This window comes from Maribacter aestuarii (assembly GCF_027474845.2).
GTDB classification, from domain to species: domain Bacteria; phylum Bacteroidota; class Bacteroidia; order Flavobacteriales; family Flavobacteriaceae; genus Maribacter; species Maribacter aestuarii.
Genome location: NZ_CP107031.2, coordinates 301034 through 320350, shown reverse-complemented (window position 1 = coordinate 320350; position 19317 = coordinate 301034). Strand labels below are relative to the sequence as shown.

The 19317-nt window shown below is 39.9% G+C and carries 14 protein-coding genes; 13 read left to right on the top strand and 1 reads right to left on the bottom strand.

The genetic code is table 11. The annotated features are described in order from the left end of the window. Window positions 1–27: 27 nt before the first annotated feature. The 9 genes from N8A89_RS01345 (at window position 28) to N8A89_RS01310 (ending at window position 12811) form a co-directional block, all read left to right on the top strand. Entirely contained in the window at window positions 28–2202 is a 2175-nt protein-coding gene (locus tag N8A89_RS01345) for an alpha-glucuronidase family glycosyl hydrolase (RefSeq protein ID WP_289644741.1), read from the top strand. Window positions 2203–2563: 361 nt separating this feature from the next. Continuing rightward, entirely contained in the window at window positions 2564–4048 is a 1485-nt protein-coding gene (locus tag N8A89_RS01340; protein ID WP_289644740.1) for a xylulokinase, read from the top strand. Window positions 4049–4054: 6 nt separating this feature from the next. Further along, window positions 4055–5380, top strand: coding sequence for a xylose isomerase (xylA, locus tag N8A89_RS01335; protein ID WP_281540643.1), 1326 nt, complete (start codon window positions 4055–4057; stop codon window positions 5378–5380). A 9-nt stretch (window positions 5381–5389) separates the two neighbouring features. Next, the gene (locus N8A89_RS17670; RefSeq protein ID WP_347343946.1) at window positions 5390–6163 is read left to right on the top strand and encodes a sodium:solute symporter family transporter; all 774 of its coding nucleotides are present in this window, start codon (window positions 5390–5392) and stop codon (window positions 6161–6163) included. Then, entirely contained in the window at window positions 6049–7005 is a 957-nt protein-coding gene (locus N8A89_RS17665) for a sodium:solute symporter family transporter (protein WP_347343945.1), read from the top strand. Before N8A89_RS17670 ends, N8A89_RS17665 begins: the two co-directional genes overlap by 115 nt. Before the next feature lie 271 nt (window positions 7006–7276). Beyond that, a complete protein-coding gene (locus tag N8A89_RS01325; protein WP_281540642.1) occupies window positions 7277–8545 on the top strand; it encodes a TolB-like translocation protein in 1269 nt (422 codons plus the stop codon). Window positions 8546–8644: 99 nt separating this feature from the next. After that, window positions 8645–10342 (top strand): PorP/SprF family type IX secretion system membrane protein, encoded by a 1698-nt coding sequence (locus N8A89_RS01320; protein ID WP_281540641.1) that lies wholly within the window; start codon window positions 8645–8647, stop codon window positions 10340–10342. A gap of 747 nt (window positions 10343–11089) precedes the next feature. Then, complete coding sequence (locus tag N8A89_RS01315) at window positions 11090–11710, top strand: response regulator (protein WP_281540640.1); 621 nt, start codon at window positions 11090–11092, stop codon at window positions 11708–11710. A gap of 78 nt (window positions 11711–11788) precedes the next feature. Then, complete coding sequence (locus N8A89_RS01310; RefSeq protein WP_281540639.1) at window positions 11789–12811, top strand: LacI family DNA-binding transcriptional regulator; 1023 nt, start codon at window positions 11789–11791, stop codon at window positions 12809–12811. Window positions 12812–12814: 3 nt separating this feature from the next. Here N8A89_RS01310 and N8A89_RS01305 read toward each other — a convergent pair whose 3' ends face one another. Then, on the bottom strand, window positions 12815–14185 hold the full coding sequence (locus N8A89_RS01305) for a Gfo/Idh/MocA family protein (RefSeq protein WP_281540638.1): 1371 nt from the start codon (window positions 14183–14185) through the stop codon (window positions 12815–12817). Window positions 14186–14340: 155 nt separating this feature from the next. Between N8A89_RS01305 and N8A89_RS01300 the strand changes: the two genes are divergently transcribed. The 4 genes from N8A89_RS01300 (at window position 14341) to N8A89_RS01285 (ending at window position 19283) form a co-directional block, all read left to right on the top strand. Beyond that, complete coding sequence (locus N8A89_RS01300; RefSeq protein WP_281540637.1) at window positions 14341–15714, top strand: sialate O-acetylesterase; 1374 nt, start codon at window positions 14341–14343, stop codon at window positions 15712–15714. Window positions 15715–15986: 272 nt separating this feature from the next. After that, window positions 15987–17708 (top strand): GMC family oxidoreductase, encoded by a 1722-nt coding sequence (locus N8A89_RS01295; protein ID WP_289644739.1) that lies wholly within the window; start codon window positions 15987–15989, stop codon window positions 17706–17708. Between the two features lie 5 nt (window positions 17709–17713). Continuing rightward, on the top strand, window positions 17714–18430 hold the full coding sequence (locus N8A89_RS01290; RefSeq protein WP_281543321.1) for a gluconate 2-dehydrogenase subunit 3 family protein: 717 nt from the start codon (window positions 17714–17716) through the stop codon (window positions 18428–18430). Window positions 18431–18461: 31 nt separating this feature from the next. Then, window positions 18462–19283 (top strand): sugar phosphate isomerase/epimerase family protein, encoded by an 822-nt coding sequence (locus N8A89_RS01285; protein ID WP_281540636.1) that lies wholly within the window; start codon window positions 18462–18464, stop codon window positions 19281–19283. The last annotated feature ends 34 nt before the right edge of the window (window positions 19284–19317 follow it).

Here is a 19317-nt window from a genome sequence, read left to right as displayed (position 1 = left end):
TCTGATATTGGCTATATAATAAGGTTTATGACAAATAAAAGAGTTCTTTTTTTAGTTTCGTTATGGTGCATCAATTGCGCATTGGGGCAGGCCAAAGAAGGTTATGACTTGTGGTTAGGCTATTCCAAAATACAGGATTCGAGTATCTCAGAGGAGTATCTTGAAATTGCTCAATACGTATATGTTCAGGAAGGAACTGCTGTCTTGGATACCGCGGGGGAGGAGTTGAAAAATGGATTTGAAAAATTACTTGGCCGACCACAAGATTTTGCAACCATTCTTACCAACAGCAATACCCTTATAGTTTCAAAGAGGGAAAATCTAGCTTTGAATTTAAGCGATAGATTTACGGCTGATTTTGATGAAATCGGTAGAGAAGGTTACATTTTAAAAAGTATTCAAAGTAACGGAAATTCTGTTCTTATCCTCAGTGCTAACGAAGATATTGGAATACTATATGGTGTTTTTCGCTTATTGCATTTAATGCAAACTGGTCAGAAACTATCTAGTATAAATCTGGTTGATGCACCAAAAATAGATTTAAGAATGCTCAACCATTGGGATAATTTGGACCGAACCGTAGAGCGGGGTTATGCGGGATTTTCAATATGGAACTGGCAAAAACTTCCGGAGTATATAGACCCGCGCTATATAGATTATGCTCGGGCCAATGCTTCCATAGGAATTAATGCGGTATCCTTGACCAACGTAAACGCCAATGCTTTGGTGTTGACCCCCATGTATCTAAAAAAAGTCACAACACTTGCCAACGTGTTCCGGTCTTATGGCATAAAAGTATTCTTTACTGCAAGGTTTTCCGCTCCCGTTGAAATTGGTGGATTGGACACTGCGGATCCGTTGGACGTCAATGTTCAAGAATGGTGGAATTCAAAGGCTAAGGAAATTTATGGGGAAATACCGGATTTTGGCGGTTTTTTGGTAAAAGCCAATTCCGAAGGACAGCCAGGACCACAAAACTATGATAGAACACATGCAGAAGGAGCCAATATGCTAGCTAAGGCCGTAAAGCCCTTCAACGGCACAGTAATCTGGCGTGCTTTTGTATATTCTGAACACGATTCGGATGATCGAGCAAAACAAGCCTATGCCGAGTTTGTGCCGCTTGATGGTAAATTCTTGGAAAATGTTGTTGTCCAGACCAAAAACGGCCCTATAGATTTTCAGCCACGGGAGCCGCTTCATCCTTTGTTCGGGGCTATGCCGAATACCTCCCAAATGATAGAATTTCAAATTACTCAGGAGTATTTAGGTTTTAGTACGCATTTGGTTTTTTTACCTAAACTTTTCGAGGAAGTATTGGATTCAGAAACCTATCGTAAGGAAAAGGGTTCAACGGTAGCAGAGGTTGTTGATGGTACTTTTAAAAGCAAAAGAATAACGGGAATGGCCGGCGTGGCAAACATTGGGACTGATTTAAATTGGACTGGACATCCTTTTGCACAAGCTAACTGGTATGGCTTTGGAAAATTGGCCTGGAATCCTTACTTAAGTTCCGAAACTATTGCAGAAGAATGGCTGAGAGCCACTTACACCAATAACCCAAAATTTGTTGAACCTATTAGGGAAATGATGCTTAATTCCCGAGAGGCTGTTGTTAATTATATGAATCCATTAGGGCTACATCACATATTTGATACAGGTCACCATTATGGTCCTGGACCTTGGGTGAGCGAATTGAGCAGACCCGCATGGAACCCCACCTACTATCATAATGCCGATGTAAATGGTATTGGGTTTGATCGGACAGCTAGCGGAAGTAATGCCATTGCTCAGTACAGTAGAACCCTAGAAAAGATATTCGGTAATCTAGAAACCTGCCCAAAGGAATACTTATTATGGTTTCATCACCTTCCTTGGGATTATAAATTAAAAAACGGGGAGACACTCTGGAATGAAATGGCTCTAAAATATCAAGAAGGTGTTGACCAAGTTGAATCGATGATCACGACTTGGAAATCAATTAAGCCTTATTTGAAAAGGACTCAATATGAAGAAGTGGCTATGCTTTTGACCATACAATTAAAAGAGGCAAAATGGTGGCGTGATGCTTGTTTATTATATTTCCAAACTTTTTCTAAAAAAGAACTTCCATTAGGCGTAGATAAACCCTCTAATTCTCTTGATTATTTTAAATCCTTAAAATTTCCATTCGCTCCTGGAACTAGACCAAGGTGGAATTAGTAAGGTATGAACAACCCAATACCCAAATAGTATAGTCGTTTTTCGCGCCCTATCTTGATAATCTGTACTGTTCATATCAGTCTACTGTCCTTTTGATTTATTATTCTATTAAATTTTATCATATTATCTATTTTCAGTATTTAAGTATGATCTTTTACGAAAGCGCTTTCGAAATCTTTCATAATTGAGTTTTGATCACATAATTAATTGCAAATCAATTTTTTATATAGATTTAGTATTTTTTGTAAAAATTTAATTTATCGATTTCATATCGGTTTATTTGAAACTTAAACGAAAATGGTCATGACATTTTTTACATTTGGAAAGGATCATTTTTTAAATTAATAGTTCAAACGGTTGCATGTACTACTTAGGAATAGATTTGGGAAGTTCTTCAATTAAGATTGCCTTAGTGGAGATTAATTCTGGTAAAAGTGTGGGAGTGGTACAGGAGCCTGAGCAAGAAATGTCCATGTTGGCCATGGAAGTAGGTTGGGCAGAACAGGACCCTATGGACTGGTGGTCCCATGTCTGTACTGGAATCAAAAAGCTAAAGAAAAAATACAAAGTTGGTGCTGGAGAAATAAAAGGTATTGGAATTGCCTACCAAATGCACGGCCTCGTCGTAGTGGATAAAAATGGGAATCCATTGCGGAAATCCATTATCTGGTGCGATAGCCGAGCTGTGAACATTGGGAATGTAGCCTACGACGAAATAGGACCCAATTTTTGCGACACTAATCTCTTGAATTCACCGGCTAATTTTACGGCCTCAAAATTAAAATGGGTTAAGGATAACGAGCCGGAAATTTATAATAGGATTCATAAAATTATGCTTCCGGGTGATTTTATAGCTTATAAACTCTCCAATCAAATAAATACTACAATATCAGGGCTGTCAGAAGGAATATTTTGGAATTTTAAAAGAGATACTATCGCTTATGAAGTTTTGGACCATTTCGGGTTTGACCATTCCTTGATTCCGGATATTGTTGATACATTCAGTATTCAATCCACGGTATCCCAGTCCGGAGCGGATGAAAGTGGACTAATGGTAGGAACTCCTATTTTGTACAGGGCAGGTGATCAACCAAACAACGCTTTGGCACTTAATGTATTTCATCCAGGAGAAGTGGCAGCCACCGGAGGAACTTCCGGAGTGGTATATGCGGTGACGGATAATCTATCGGTAAAGGAAAGTGCCAGAGTGAATAATTTCGCTCATGTCAACTATAATTCCGATAGCTGTAAGAACATTGGAAAGCTTCTCTGTATTAATGGAGCTGGAATACAATACCGTTGGTTGCTGAACAATTTGGCCGTAGCATCGTATGAAGAAATGAACGAGCTGGCAGAAGAGATGCCGGTTGGGTCGGAGGGAGTTTGTGTAATTCCTTTCGGTAATGGTGCGGAACGCATGTTAGAGAATAGGGAGATTGGCACACGCATCCTTAATCTGAATTTAAATGTTCATTCAAAGGCAAATATTTGCCGTGCGGCCTTGGAAGGAATTGCTTTTTCGTTTGTTTACGGAATTGAAATAATGAAATCCGACGGGATTGAAGCGAAGTTAATAAGAGCAGGGAATGACAATCTGTTCCGATCACGAGTTTTTTCTGACACCATTGCAACTTTAATAGGACAAGAAATTGAAATTTACAATACCACCGGGGCCATTGGAGCGGCAAGGGCAGCATCACTTGTGGACGGGGACTATCAAAAATTTTCGGGGTATATGGCCAACGACCATGTTTTGACCTATACACCCTTAACCGATAAAGAACCCTATCAAAAAGCATACAATAACTGGAAGAAAGAACTGGAACTTATACTAATCAAAAAATAGCATATTATGGCACTAGTAGGAAACAAGGAATATTTTAAAGGGATTGGAGAGATAAAGTATGAAGGTAAAGATTCAGACAATCCCTTGGCGTTCAAATATTATAACCCCGAGCAAATGGTTGCCGGCAAAACCATGCGTGAACATTTTAAGTTTGCTGTTGCCTATTGGCATACCTTGTGTGGTACAGGTGGTGACCCTTTTGGTCCGGGAACCAAAAATTTTCCATGGGCCACATCTTCAGATGCACTACAAGCTGCTAGGGACAAAGCGGATGCTGCTTTTGAGTTCGTTACTAAAATGGGCTTTGATTACTATTGTTTTCACGATTATGATCTCATCGATGAAGGTGCTAGTTTAGCCGAGTCGGAAAAGCGCATTCACAAAACTGTGGAATATTTAAAGGAGAAACAAAATGCCTCTGGCGTTAAATTGTTATGGGGGACTGCCAATTGTTTTTCGAATCCGCGCTATATGAACGGGGCTGCATCTAATCCTAATTTTGATGTCGTAGCCAGGGCAGGTGCACAGGTCAAAATAGCCTTGGACGCCACCATAGCTCTCGGGGGTGAGAATTATGTTTTCTGGGGTGGTCGTGAGGGGTATATGTCGCTCTTGAATACCGATATGAAATTGGAACAGGACAATATTGGACGATTCTTGAACATGGCTAAAGATTATGCACGTGGACAAGGTTTTGAAGGTACTTTCTTCATTGAACCCAAACCTATGGAGCCTACGAAGCATCAATATGATTTTGATGCGGCTACTTCAATTAATTCCATACGGGAATACGGTCTAGATAAAGACTTTAAATTAAATATTGAAGTAAACCATGCTACATTGGCACAACATACCTTCCAGCATGAACTTCAAGTAGCGGCCAACGCAGGTATGTTGGGAAGTATCGATGCCAATAGGGGCGATTATCAAAACGGATGGGATACGGACCAGTTTCCCAATAATGTGATGGAAACCGCAGAGGCCATGTTGGTCATTTTAAAATCTGGTGGAATCCAAGGTGGCGGTGTCAACTTTGATGCCAAGACGAGAAGGAATTCGACGGATTTAGATGACATATTCCATGCGCATATTGGAGGTGCAGATACATTTGCACGTGCTTTATTAGCAGCCGATGCCATGATCCAGAAATCTCCTTATGAATCCATGTTACAGAAAAGATATAGTTCATTTAATTCCGGTAAAGGAGCAGACTTTAAAGCTGGTAAACTGACCATGACCGACCTATACGAAATAGCTAAAGAGAAAGGGGAACCGGAGCAAATAAGTGGAAAGCAGGAGCTTTATGAAAATATATTGAATCAATATTCTTAAGGGATACGTATGGAATCGATATTAGAAACAGCCGATTGGTGGGTGCTTGGGGCTTATTTAGCAGCACTCATTGGGGTAGCGGTATGGGTGGTACTTCAAAAGAATAAAAATACTGAGGACTATTTTCTTGCTGGACGAAATGTGGGCTGGTTCGTCATCGGTGCATCTATTTTTGCTTCTAATATTGGTTCGGAACATGTCGTTGGCTTGGCAGGTACGGGTGCGGAATCTGGAATGCCCATGGCGCACTATGAACTTCACGCCTGGATTGTTTTGCTTTTAGGGTGGCTATTTCTTCCTTTCTATTTTAGAAGTAACGCTTTTACCATGCCAGAGTTTCTGGAAAAACGTTTCGACAGTAGATCCAGATGGTTTCTATCTGTTTTTTCATTGGTCGGTTACGTAATTACCAAGGTATCGGTCACCATTTACGCAGGTGGTATCGTTGTTTCCGAATTGTTAGGGATTCCGTTTTGGTATGGTGCCATAGGTATCGTGCTTTTTACAGGTGCTTATACCGTAATTGGAGGTATGAAGGCTGTTATATACACGGAAACCCTTCAAACGGTCATATTAATAGCGGGTTCCATGATTATCACTTACCTGGGTTTGGAAAAAGTAGGGGGTGGGAAGAGTTGCGATTGGCGGCAGGCTCGGAACATTTCAATATGTGGCGGCCTATTTCTGATCCTGATTTTCCATGGACGGGAATGCTGTTTGGAGGAACTATTGTGGGGGTATGGTATTGGTGTACCGACCAATATATCGTGCAACGCACCTTAGCTGCCAGTAATATCAAGATAGGACGTAGAGGAGCCATCTTCGGGGCCTACCTTAAGTTATTGCCTATTTTCATATTTCTAATCCCAGGGATTATTGCATTCGCATTGGCAAATCAAGGTGTAATCACCTATGAAAAAAGCGATGAGGTATTCCCTGTGTTGGTCAAAACTTTATTACCTGTCGGTTTAAAAGGGTTGGTAGCGGGTGGATTAATGGCTGCGTTAATGAGCTCTTTGGCATCGGTCTTTAATTCTTGCTCCACCATATTCACTATCGATATTTACAAAAAACTAAAACCTCTTACGGCAGAAAGGAAATTGTTGAACGTAGGTAAAATAGCCACGTCCATTGTCGTTGTACTGGGTATTATATGGATTCCGATAATGGAGAAAATTGGGGGAGGGGTGCTTTATCAATATTTACAGAGTGTACAGTCTTATATAGCCCCACCCATTACGGCAGTGTTCGTTTTGGGTATATTGTGGAAACGCGTTAATTCACAAGCTGCAATTGTTACCTTATTTTCCGGTTTAGCTGTAGCGGCCTTGAGAATTATTGCGGAAATCTACGTAGCTGATTTATCGGGAGTACTATATTCCTTCGCTACTATTAATTTCGCCCACATGGCCATCTTCATGTTCATCTTTTCAATTTTTGTTTGTATTTCTGTGAGTTTGGCTACAACGGCACCAGATTATGCGACTATAAAAGGATTGGCCTTTGGTACGCTGAGCGATGCGGATAAGAAATTGAATAAGGAAAGCATAACCAAAGTGGATATTGTTCTTTCTGGGCTTTTGATAGTCATCGTTATTTCGGTTTTGACCTACTTTACAGGTTAGTTCAGTAATTGCAGAATTCGGGACTGAAGGAGCCTTTATGTAAATTTTGAAAGATGTTTAATCCTTATTAAACAATCTTTGGCAAGTTCCTTCGTTAATCCATCCACTGATCTTCATTAACGAATTTCGTAATATCCTTCTTGTTTTATCATCATTTCACCCGTTTAACGTCAAAAAGAGGTAGAAAAACGAAAAACCTATGAATTTTTATTAAGTATGGCGTGAAAATGATTTTAGAACTTTGACCTGTTAACCCCCAAAATCTATTATCATGCAAAATACTCTAACACAAAAACTATTTCTGGGATGCGCTACCGCCCTGTGCTGCTGGTCCCTTTGTGCACAGCAATTTGAGGCGGGCCTCACATTTGAGGATGCCACTAAAAGACTTCATAATTTTGAAGAATTAAAGTCCATGGGTTATTCCGAAAAGGAAATCTATGAAGACCTTGGTAATGCCAATTTTCTCTCCCAAAACTATGAGACCGCCCTTTTCTGGTACGAAAAGCTACTTGCTTTTACGGAAGATGGAATTTTGGACGGTAATTACCAAAAACGTTACGACTATGCAGTTTCCAAAATTGGACAACAGCAAAATGACAATGAAGAAGATGATGAGAACTGGACGGAACTTGTTCGGGAGGATTATCAAATGACCGATGCTTCCCTTAAAAGCAATGTCAGTAATTCTAACAGAAGGAATTTCAGACCCTTAAATTTTACCACGGCCAACAATGAGTTGGCCGTAAACGAGGTTCGAAAATCCGGTAAAGCAGATTATAAGGTTTTAAAAACGGCTGACCTTAAAAATATGCCTAACCAGAAGAATTATGAATCACCAATTAGCATTACAAGCGATGGGAACACGGCTTATTTTAGCAAGTCTACCTATGTGAAACCTACTTATGGCCTTTTCTCTAAAAAACAGTTACTGCATAAAATATACAAAGCAGACAAGGTTGATGGAGAATGGAAAACCATAAAAGAGTTGAAATTATGTCCTAATGATTACTCGGCCCTACATCCAACGATTTCGGAGGATGGTAAACGATTATTTTTCGCATCGAACATGCCAGGCTCCTTTGGGGAGTATGATATCTATGTATCCAACATACAAAGCAACGGAGCAGCTGGCATTGCGAAAAACCTTGGAAACAAGGTAAATACGGACAAGAATGACCTATATCCCAAATTGATGGAAGGAAATACGCTGGTATTTGCTTCCGAAGGTCACAAAGGTTATGGTGGTCTAGACGTTTATATAGTAGAAGTGGCCCAAAATAAAGTTGGTCTGGCCATGAATCTCGGCAACCCCATAAACAGTAAGGAAGACGATCTGTCCATACAGTTCTTGTCCAAAAACGGAATGGACTATATTGTGTCCACTAGAGGAAAAGAAGGCCGATCCACACAAAAAGTAGCCTTTAGCTATTCCAATAACCGAAATCCAACAAAGGAAAAAGATTATCGGTTGTTAGAAGCGCTGAATACCGGAGTCCAAATGGATTATTCCTCCTCCGTATTTGAAGACGAACAATAGTAACCCGCATGTCTTCGGAAAATTGAACCCTTCAAAGGAGTAGCGTACTTACACATACTTCCTTTGCACGCCCAAATTTAAACTTATAAAAATAATATCATGAACTATACCCATACCTTATCCAAAAAGATAGGTCTCCCCCTTGTTTTTATCATAGTTCTAGGAAACTTATCCATGCATGGTCAAGAAACAAATAACGACCTAAGCTCTAGTAGTACGTATCACAATCAATTATTCTTTAATCGATTTTTAATCAATCCTACCTTTTCGTTGGTCAGGGAGAATAAATCATATCTTAATATCCTACATAGAAACCAATACGCTACGTTCGATGATAATAGCCAAAACTATTTTCTTGGATTCAGTAATAAAATCAACGAGAATACCGCAGTAGGAATAGGAGTTTATAGCCAATGGTCCGGAGTTGTACAAGAATTTGGTTTCAATGCCAATTATGCGACATCCGTAACCTTGGGAGAAAAAACGAAACTTGCTTTTGGTACCAACGTCACCTATTTTAACCAAGGACTGGATAAGAACAGAGTGGTTGTTACTGAAGATGACCCAGAGGTTTCCGAAGCCAGAAAAGAAAGTAAAATTGCCGTGCAGCCAGGCATGAACTTATCCGTAGGAAAGTTTGATTTTGGTTTATATGCAGAAGACATGCTACGTTATAACCAGACTACGAACGAGTTTTTAACGAACCTATCCATTAATAGTATTAAAGCTTCCGTACAATATACCCATCCTTTTAACGCAGGTAGGGGATTGTTTGAAAATGCCAGACTGATGCCTTTGGCCCAGGTAGGTAAGAACGATGATGGCAGCCTATATTATTTGGGATCTCTTTTGTTGGACCTGCCCAAATATGGATGGCTACAGACGACCATGGACGAGGAATATGGACTTTCCGCAGGAATAGGGTTTAACCTAAGTAAAAAGATGTCATTGGGCTATTTAATGGAAAAGGACCTTTCGCAAGAGAATGCCAATTTGGGATGGAACCATGAGCTTTCTTTGGCCTATACTTTTAAGGATGATGACGAAAAAGGTAATGCTTATGTGGATAGTTCTCAGGATAGTAAAATAGATCGTATTGTTCGGAATTATGAAGAACAAATTGCCCACCTAATAGAAGAAAGGGATAAAGGAAGAAGAAAATCTAGGAAAGAGATAACAACTTCTGAAAATATAGATGAAAATTCAATTGCCTATCAAAATCGGTTGATCTTGGATGAATTGATTTTAAGACAGGATTCCATAGAGGAAGCACGAACTACTGCTTTTGAACAACGTTTTGAGACCGTTGTACGTCTTTTACGTACCGATATCAAGAACAATATACGAATAAGCCTAGAAGATTTTAGCCAAGAGGACAGAACCATGTTAGTTTCTAATGAAACGGAGTCAGAGAATTATGAGGTTTTTGAGGACCCACGAAACAAGCAGTTTGAGAAGTTACCAATAAAAATGCTAGGTGAAGCCGATATGGTAGGAGTTAAATCAGGTTACTATGTCATAGCAAACGTGTATAAGAACAAAAAATACCTCAATGCTTTTATGGACAGTTTGAAGAAAAAGGGATTAAATGCAAAACAATTCTACAATAAAGAAAATGGACTGCATTACGTGTACTTAGCTGATTATGATTATAAGGAGGAAGCAAAAACAGCCTTTGTTTCTAATTTGAACGGAAAGTACAACGATGAAAAATGGATAATGCAGGTAGACCGCTCCACGGCAACGGCTTCCAATACCTATGAGGATGATGGAGACTATATAAGCAGGGAGCAATAATATTTTAAGATTTAGTATTCGATAAATTTATGGCGCGACATTGGGTTTAAGTATTTCTATGTTGAGTAAATTGTCGATAAGAGGAGGGGTGGTATCCGGGGGGATAACTGGGTCCCCTCCTTTTTTTATGCCATATTTTATAAGAATTGTCCCAGAACCAACTTGGAAAGTGGTGAAATTGATACTCAATCTAGGTAGGGATTTTTTAGTTTTTATAGATGAAATGCATAAATTCTTGCATTTGAACGAAAAAACCTACGCATTCGACTAACATATTTTTTATATCCCTATATTTCCATCAGAAAGTTAGAGATAACCATTGTTAACCCAAATCCCCCAAGAACATGGAAAATTTTTACCTACCGCTTACCTACAGAAACCACTTTACTATTAAGTTTCAACTCAAACACTTGATTGTACTTCTGAAGTCGTTCAATGGCCAAATCGCATTTATGCTAGATAAATTCACATTTGGTTCAAGTCTACATTTCATCAAGAATTAGCTTTCTTTTCGGTACTTACATTTCATAGTAGATTTCGCACGTCATCATAAGATGAGGCCTTGCAACCGCTATGCCCAAAAACTAATTTTGGAGCGTTTCAAGGGTCATCCATGCCAAATACAGCTAGTCTGACTGCGTTAGGAACTACTCCGTAAGTCATTATTACGCATAACCAAATTTTACCTAGTACTAACCCAGTCGTTCTATTTCCCCCGGAATAGGATGGCAATAAATACCATCGACAATGAAAACTCAAATCTTAAAAATCATCGTTATTGAAAAGGAATTGGCACAACATGAATCGTACAAAAGTTATTTCCAAAATTTTCCAGATTACGACCTGGTCGGCATCTACTGCTGTGCTAATGAAGCCTTGAAAAAATACAAGAAAGTTTCGCCAGATGTTATCATTTCAGAAGTTGATCTCGATACGATTAGCGGATTGGATGCAATCAAACTATTTCGTAGAAAAGATTGGAACGTCAAAATAATTATGATTAGCCTAATCAATGATTTTGAAATAATAAAGGATGCCTTCAAACGAGGCGCGAATGGATACCTGACGAAACCCATGAGTGAAGATAAGCTCCTTCATGCATTGAATTGTGTTCGCAAAGATGGAGCTACGATGAGCAACGATATCGTACAAAAAGTGGTGTCTAATTTCCACAGAAAAACATACAAGTTGTTCTCGGAGAGAGAAAATCAAATTGTTGACTATCTCTGCAAGGGAGCCACTTATAGAATGATTGCGGATAAGCTATTTGTAACTACCAGTGCCGTAAATTTTCACATTCAGAATATTTATCTAAAGCTGGATGTAAACTCAAAATCCGAAGCATTGACCAAATTAGAACAATTGTAATATTCCCCCTGGATATAGACAAAGAAAGGTTTTTGAAAAAATGGACTATTTTTCAAAGACCTTTTTTAGCTTTAACAAATGAATAAAATTACCCTGAAGGATATTGCAAAGCATTTTGGCGTGTCTATATCTACCGCCTCCAAAGCCGTACGCGATAGTCATGAAATTAGTAGCGCCCTCAAGGATAAAATTCAAAAATTCGCAAAGGAAAGGCATTACAAACCTAATAAGCTAGCACTAAACCTGATTAATAGCAGTACAAAGACCATTGGGGTACTGGTTCCTAATATTTTAAACTATTTTTTTGTTCAAGTGCTCTACGGCATAGAGAAGGTGGCGAATGAAAAAGGATATAACATTATCAGTTGTATTACTGACGAATCCTTTGAGAAAGAGTCCAAGACGTTGGCCTTTTTAGACTCCGGCACGGTGGATGGGTTGATTGTTTCTCTATCTGAAGAAACGCAACTAAAAGGGAAAGTTGAATCCTTAAATGAAATTATTTCCAATCAAATCCCATTAGTTCTTTTTGATAGGGTATCCGAGAAAATTAACTGTGATAAGGTTATCGTTGATGACTTCGAGGCAGCCTATAAAGCGACCCAATATTTTATGGATTTAGGTTGTGAAAATATCGCGTTCGTTTCTCCAATAGGTAAATCTAGCGTAGGCATACTGAGACACGAGGGGTATAAAAAAGCCTTGATGGACAACGGACGTGCATACAATACGAAAATGGTTATAAACTATGGACCTCAGGATGACTTAGAATTGCTCATGACCTTTGTTTTAACGGGAAACAAAATCGATGCTATTCTAGGTTTGGACGAAATTACGGCAGTGAAGATTTTACACATAGTAAAGTCTAAAGGTTATGAAGTTCCTAGGGATATTTCCATTATCGGGTTTACCAATGGCCAACTTTCAGAATATGTTAGCCCATCGCTGACCATGGTCAGTCAGCATGGAAAATATATTGGGGAAAGCGCCGCAAAATTGCTGATACAAAGGATTGAAAACCCAGATGCAGAACTCCCCTTTAAAACAAAAGTTGTAAAAACCAGCCTCATCATTCGGGAATCAACGAAAAGATCGCTCTGATTTCTATACGTTATCAGGATGGGGATGCTCCCATGGTCCCCTATATGCTCGCTGTAATAATTTGGTCGCTTCAGGGTCATTTACGACTGTGCGCGTATTGGGGTCATAAATCAATGGTCTTTCTAAATCCATAGAAAGATTTGCCAAAATACAACTTGCCGTGGAAATATGGCCTTCTTGGATATCGGCAATGGGTCTGGTATTATTTTTAATGGCTTCCAGAAAATCGATCATATGGCGTCTCGTCGCAGGTGCAGCATTCAACTCATTGTCTTTTTCAATCAAATCTTCGGGGTATTTTTCTTTTTCGTAGAGTACATCAAAATGAATGGGTTCTCCTTCACCGTGTGGTACGAAATCAGCTTTCATGGTACTGCCGGACAATACACCTTTATCCCCATAAATTTTAAAGGACCAGGGGTACTCAGGGTCCGCAGGGTTTCCCCAAGTTCTATGCTGCCACACGCAGTTAAGTTCGTCATATTCAAATACGGCCGTCTGTGTATCCGAAATATTGGATTTGCCATCTTTTTGGACATAAATCCCGCCTTGGGAACTTATTTCTTTTGGCCATCCTAAATCTAACATCCACCTTACCGTGTCCAACATATGTACGCACATATCGCCAACAATGCCATTACCATACTCCCTGAAGGTACGCCACCACCGTCTATGGGGAATACCGTCATAAGGACGCAAAGGTGCAGGCCCGGTCCACATTTCGTAATCCAAAAAATCTGGAATCGGTTGTTCCGGTGGATTTCCATTAGCTCTCATATGGTAGTAACAGCACATTTCTACATGGCCTATTTTCCCTAGGAGACCTGCGTCAACAATTTGTTTTTTTGCATCTATTAAGTGAGGTGTGCTTTTTCGTTGGGTTCCTACCTGTACCACCTTATTGTACTTTCTTGCGGCGGCAACCATAGCTTCACCTTCAATAACATCAACACTTATTGGTTTTTGCACATAAACGTGGGCGCCAGCCTTTATTGCCGCAATGCATTGTAGTGCATGCCAATGGTCCGGGGTTCCAATAAGAACAATGTCCAAATCTTGTTTTTCCAACATTTCCCTATAATCGGAATAAAGCTTGGGCTTCTTTCCCGACTTCTGACGTTGAGCAACCAATAGGGCTGTTTCGTTTAGGAAGTTGGCATCTACATCACAAAGTGCAACGACCTCAACATTGGCTACTTGTATCAATTTAAAAAGGTCACTGGTGCCATACCAACCCGTACCTATTAGGGCAACTCTCTTGGGCTTTTCTTGAGCAAAGTATTCAATGCCGTAAGTGCCAAAGGAGGACAGCAATAAAGAAGCGGAAGCTCCTTTTATAAAATTTCTACGATTTAAAAAGAAATTATCTGCCATGATGAATAAGGTTCTCAGTTATAAATAAGTTGCCTTTAAGATTTCAAGTTAAGGAATGATTCCCGTTTTAGAAAAACATTTCATTCTTGTTTTAGCCCATGACAACTAGGGTTAATTTGATTATATTTAAATATTCACCAATTATAGTCATACAGATGAAAATTAGAGTACTGCTTATACTTTTCCTGGTTTACGTCCAACCCCTTTTAGCGGATATTTCCTTGCCGAACATTTTTTCGAACGATATGGTTATTCAGAGAGAATCTGAAGTACGACTGTTTGGCTGGGCGTCACCAAACGAAGAATTTGAGATTTACACGGGATGGAACGACCGGACTTTTATGGTTAAAACCGGGAACGATGCTAAATGGGAATTGTCAGTAAACACTCCAGAAGCGGGAGGGCCTTATGAAGTTCGATTTAAAGGAAACAATAATGAGATAGTGTTGAGCAATGTAATGACGGGTGATGTCTGGTTATGCTCTGGACAATCCAACATGGAATGGAGTGCCAATAGTGGTATAGATAATAAGCAGACAGAAATTAGCAATGCCAATTATCCCAGCATACGTTTGTTTACCGTAGAAAAACGAACTGCTCCAGAACCACAAGAAAACGCACCTGGGGAGTGGACGACTTGTTCGCCCGAGACCATGATGGACTTTAGCTCGGTGGCCTATTTCTTTGCTAAACGGGTCCACCAAGAGACAAACATACCCATTGGCCTTATCGATGCTTCATGGGGAGCCTCCTGTGCCGAAGTATGGACTCCAAAGGATGTTTTTGAGAAGTATCCGGAACTTTTAAAGGCCCATGAATCGATTAAACCCAATAAATGGGTCACTATAGAACCTTCTAGTTTATATAATGGGATGATTGCTCCGTTTGTAAACTTCAAGATTGCCGGGGTTCTATGGTATCAGGGCGAATCTAATACCGCAAATGCAAATAGCTACAAGGATTTGTTTACAAGAATGATTACCTCTTGGCGAAACGCTAGAGGGTATGTATTCCCCTTTTATTTTGTTCAGATAGCCCCGTTCAAATACGGTCGGCCATACGAGGGTGCTGAGGTTAGAAACCAACAACGCCTTGCTCTTGAGCTTGAAAAAACGGGCATGGTCGTGACTAGTGATATTTGTACCGTAGACGATATACACCCACAAAATAAACAGGATGTGGGTCTTCGCCTTGCCAATATCGCACTAAAGGAACATTACGGCATAAAAGATAATGAAGTGCATAGTCCACTTTATAAAAATATTGAAATAAAAGATAGAGAAGTTATTGTGCACTTTGACCATAATCAAGGATTGTATAGTACGGGTAAAACAGTCTCGCATTTTGAAATTGCCGGAGAGGATGGTGTATATTATCCTGCCAAAGCAAAAATAAAAGACGAAATGGTATACCTAAGTGCTAAACAAGTTAGAATGCCAAAACATATACGTTTTGCTTGGGAAAACACTGCCATTCCAAATCTTTTTAATTCAGCCAACTTGCCAGCATCTACTTTTAAAAGTAATTAAAGAAACCACCATCTAGAAAAAAAAGACTAATGCTTACGAGAACAAGCTCTTACCAATTTCTCCATAATTGGAAAAATGTACTTTAGAACTTAATAGAGCACATATATAAAATGGTTAAATCTGAATGAAATTAGAGTAATATTCTGAGGTAGGTTTTTTGTCATTCTTATCATGTCTTACGTAGCTATATGCCAAATATCATGCTGTTGGTATAAAAAATGCCAACAAGTTTTATTTAAAATATTAAATTGGGAAGAATTAAATAATTATCGATGCAAATAAAAGAATCCTCAGAAGTTTATGACGTAATTATAGTTGGTTCTGGCGCCGGTGGCGGTATGGCTACCAAACAATTGGCGGATGCAGGTCTGAACGTAGCCGTAGTAGAAGCAGGTCCATTTTTTGACCCTGCAGACCCTAAAACCATGACCCAGTTAAAATGGCCCTACGATTCCCCCAGGAGGGGTGCGGGTACCGATCGTGTTTTTGGGGAGTGGGATATGGCCTATGGCGGATGGAAGGTTGAAGGGGAACCTTATACACAAGAAGAGGGAACCGATTTTTGGTGGTACCGTTCTAGGATGCTTGGAGGCAGGACCAACCATTGGGGGCGAATTTCTTTACGTTTTGGCCCTAAGGATTTTAAAGGAAAGACTAGGGATGGTCATGGTGACGATTGGCCCATCGGTTACGACGATGTAAAGCCATATTATGATAAAGTGGACAAGCTTATTGGTGTATTCGGGACAAACGAAGGTCTTGAAGATGATCCTGATGGATTTTTTCTACCTCCCCCTAAACCTAGATTACATGAGCTTTTTTATATCAACGGCGCAAAAAAATCAGGTATACCTGTAATACCAGGACGTCTATCTATGTTGACCAAAAAAATAAACAACGAAAGAGGCGTTTGTTTTTACTGCGGTCAATGCTCGCGTTCATGTCAAGTATATGCCGATTTCTCTTCTGGGAGCTGTCTAATATTCCCAGCCCAGAAAAGCGGAGGTCAGGTTAAAATCTTCGTAAACTCCATGGTACGTGAAATCACTACGAACGATGAGGGTAAGGCTACAGGAGTATCCTATATCAGTAAAGATGACAGGAAAGAATATAAATTAAAAGGTAAAGTGGTAGTGCTGGCGGCATCTGCGTGTAGCTCCGCAAGAATTTTGCTCAATTCCAAAAGTAAACAACATCCCAATGGTTTAGGCAATAGTAGTAATTTGGTGGGTAAATATTTACATGATTCCACGGGATCAAGCGCCGCAGGTTTCATCCCCGGCTTAATGAACAGAAAAACCTCTTATAACGAAGATGGGGTGGGGGGCATGCACGTTTACTCGCCATGGTGGGGAGATAACTCCAAACTAGATTTCCCAAGAGGCTACCATATTGAAGTTTGGGGAGGTATGGGCCAACCCAATTATGGATTTGGCTGGAATCCCAATGATTTTAATAAGTTTTTTGGTCTAAAGGTTGGAGGCTACGGCGAAGGTTTACGGGATGATGTAAAAAAATACTATGGCTCCGTAGTTGGTTTTGGTGGACGCGGCGAAGGTATCGCTAGAAAAGAGAACTACTGTGAGATTGACCCTACTACTGTGGACGAGTTTGGTATTCCGGTATTAAAATTTAAGTATCAATGGTCTGATTTTGAGGTAAAACAGGCCAAGCATATGCAAGATACCTTTGAGGAATTAATCCATAACATGGGTGGACATCCCTTGGGTGAAAAACCTGGTGCAGATAGAAAATACGGATTAGAAGCACCCGGTAAAATTATTCATGAGGTGGGTACGACACGTATGGGCAATGATCCTAAAACATCGGTCACGAATAAGTTCAATCAGTTGCACGATGTGGATAATGTTTTTGTCGTGGATGCCGGTCCATTTGTGTCTCAAGCCGATAAAAACTGTACTTGGACAATCATGGCACTTTCATGGAGAGCTTCCGATTACATTGTAGAACAACTAAAACAGCAAAATATCTAGATATGATGGACAGGAGAAAGAGTATACAAACCATGATTCTAGGAGCAGGTGCATCGGCATTGGCTTTCCATGGTTGTAAAACCGAGGATAAAACACCCAACGAGGAATTAATTACCTCTGGGGATACCAAATACTTTGGAAGAACCCCGGAAGAATTGGAGCGCATAGAAAAACTGAACGCTGAACAATTGTTCAATGAACATGAACTAGAAACCATTGGTGTTCTTAGCACCGTAATTCTACCTCCAAAGGAACCACATGGCGGTCCGTTAGAAGCAGACGTACCGGAATTCATAGAGTTTATGGGAAAGGATATCCCAGAGATGCAAACGACTTTATTGGGTGGGCTCATGTGGTTGGACCATATGAGCAATACGGAGTTTGGTACGGAGTTTAAAACTGCTACGCTAGAACAACAAAAACAAATATTGGACACCATTTGCTATCATGATACCGAAATACCCTTGGATGAGCAACCGCTTGAAATTCAATTTTTCTATTTGATGAGGGGTTTGACAATGACCGGATACTATACTTCAAAAGTTGGTATAGAAGATTTGGGTTACAAAGGAAACATGCCAAATGTTTGGGACGGCGTACCACAGGATGTTTTGGATCAGCATGGCGTTGCCTATGACCCGGAATGGATAGCCAAATGTGTTGATCAAAGCAAGCGAGGGATTATTGCGGAATGGGATGAACAGGGAAATCTGCTGACCTAAATTTAATATAAAAGCTGATTAAAATTAATAAATGATGAAGAAACTAGTATGTATTCTATTCGTGGTTTTGTGCTGTGGATTCTTATCCGCTCAAGAGGTGGGATTGCAATTGTACAGTTTAAGGAATCAGTTTAAAGAGAATGTTCCCGAAACCCTTAAAATAATAAAGGATTGGGGTATTACAAAAATCGAGGGAGGGGGAACCTATGGATTGACAAATAAAGATTTTACTGAATTACTTTCAGAAAATAATTTGGATGTAGTAAGTGTTGGTGCAAGTTTTGAGGATTTGGAAAACAATCCGGAAAAAGTGGTCCAAAATGCAAAGGATTTCGGTGCTAAGTATGTCATGTGCGCTTGGATACCCCATGACGATAACAAGTTTGATTTGGAAGAAACCAAACACGCTACTGAAGTTTTCAATGAAGCGGGAAGGCTTTTAGGGGAAAACGGACTTACATTGGCGTATCATCCCCACGGTTATGAATTTAGACCCTATGAGGATGGAACCCTATTTGATTATATGGCCAAGAATGCAACTGACTTCACTTTTGAATTGGACGTATATTGGGCAAAACACGGTGGGGCAGACCCTCTGGCCTTAATGAAGAAATATCCTTCCAAATTCACCCTGCTGCATTTAAAGGATATGCAGAAAGGTATTAAAGGGAACAATTCGGGTCATGAAGATGTCGAAACTAATGTTGTCTTGGGTACGGGTCAGGTTGATATCGCTGGGGTAGTTGCCGAAGCTAAAAAATTAGGTATTGAATATATGTTCATAGAGGACGAATCCTCTAGGGTCCTGGAACAAGTTCCACAAAGCTTGGCTTATCTAGAAAGTTTAAAGTAATTGTAAAGTATTTACCCATGTTCTTTAAAAAAAC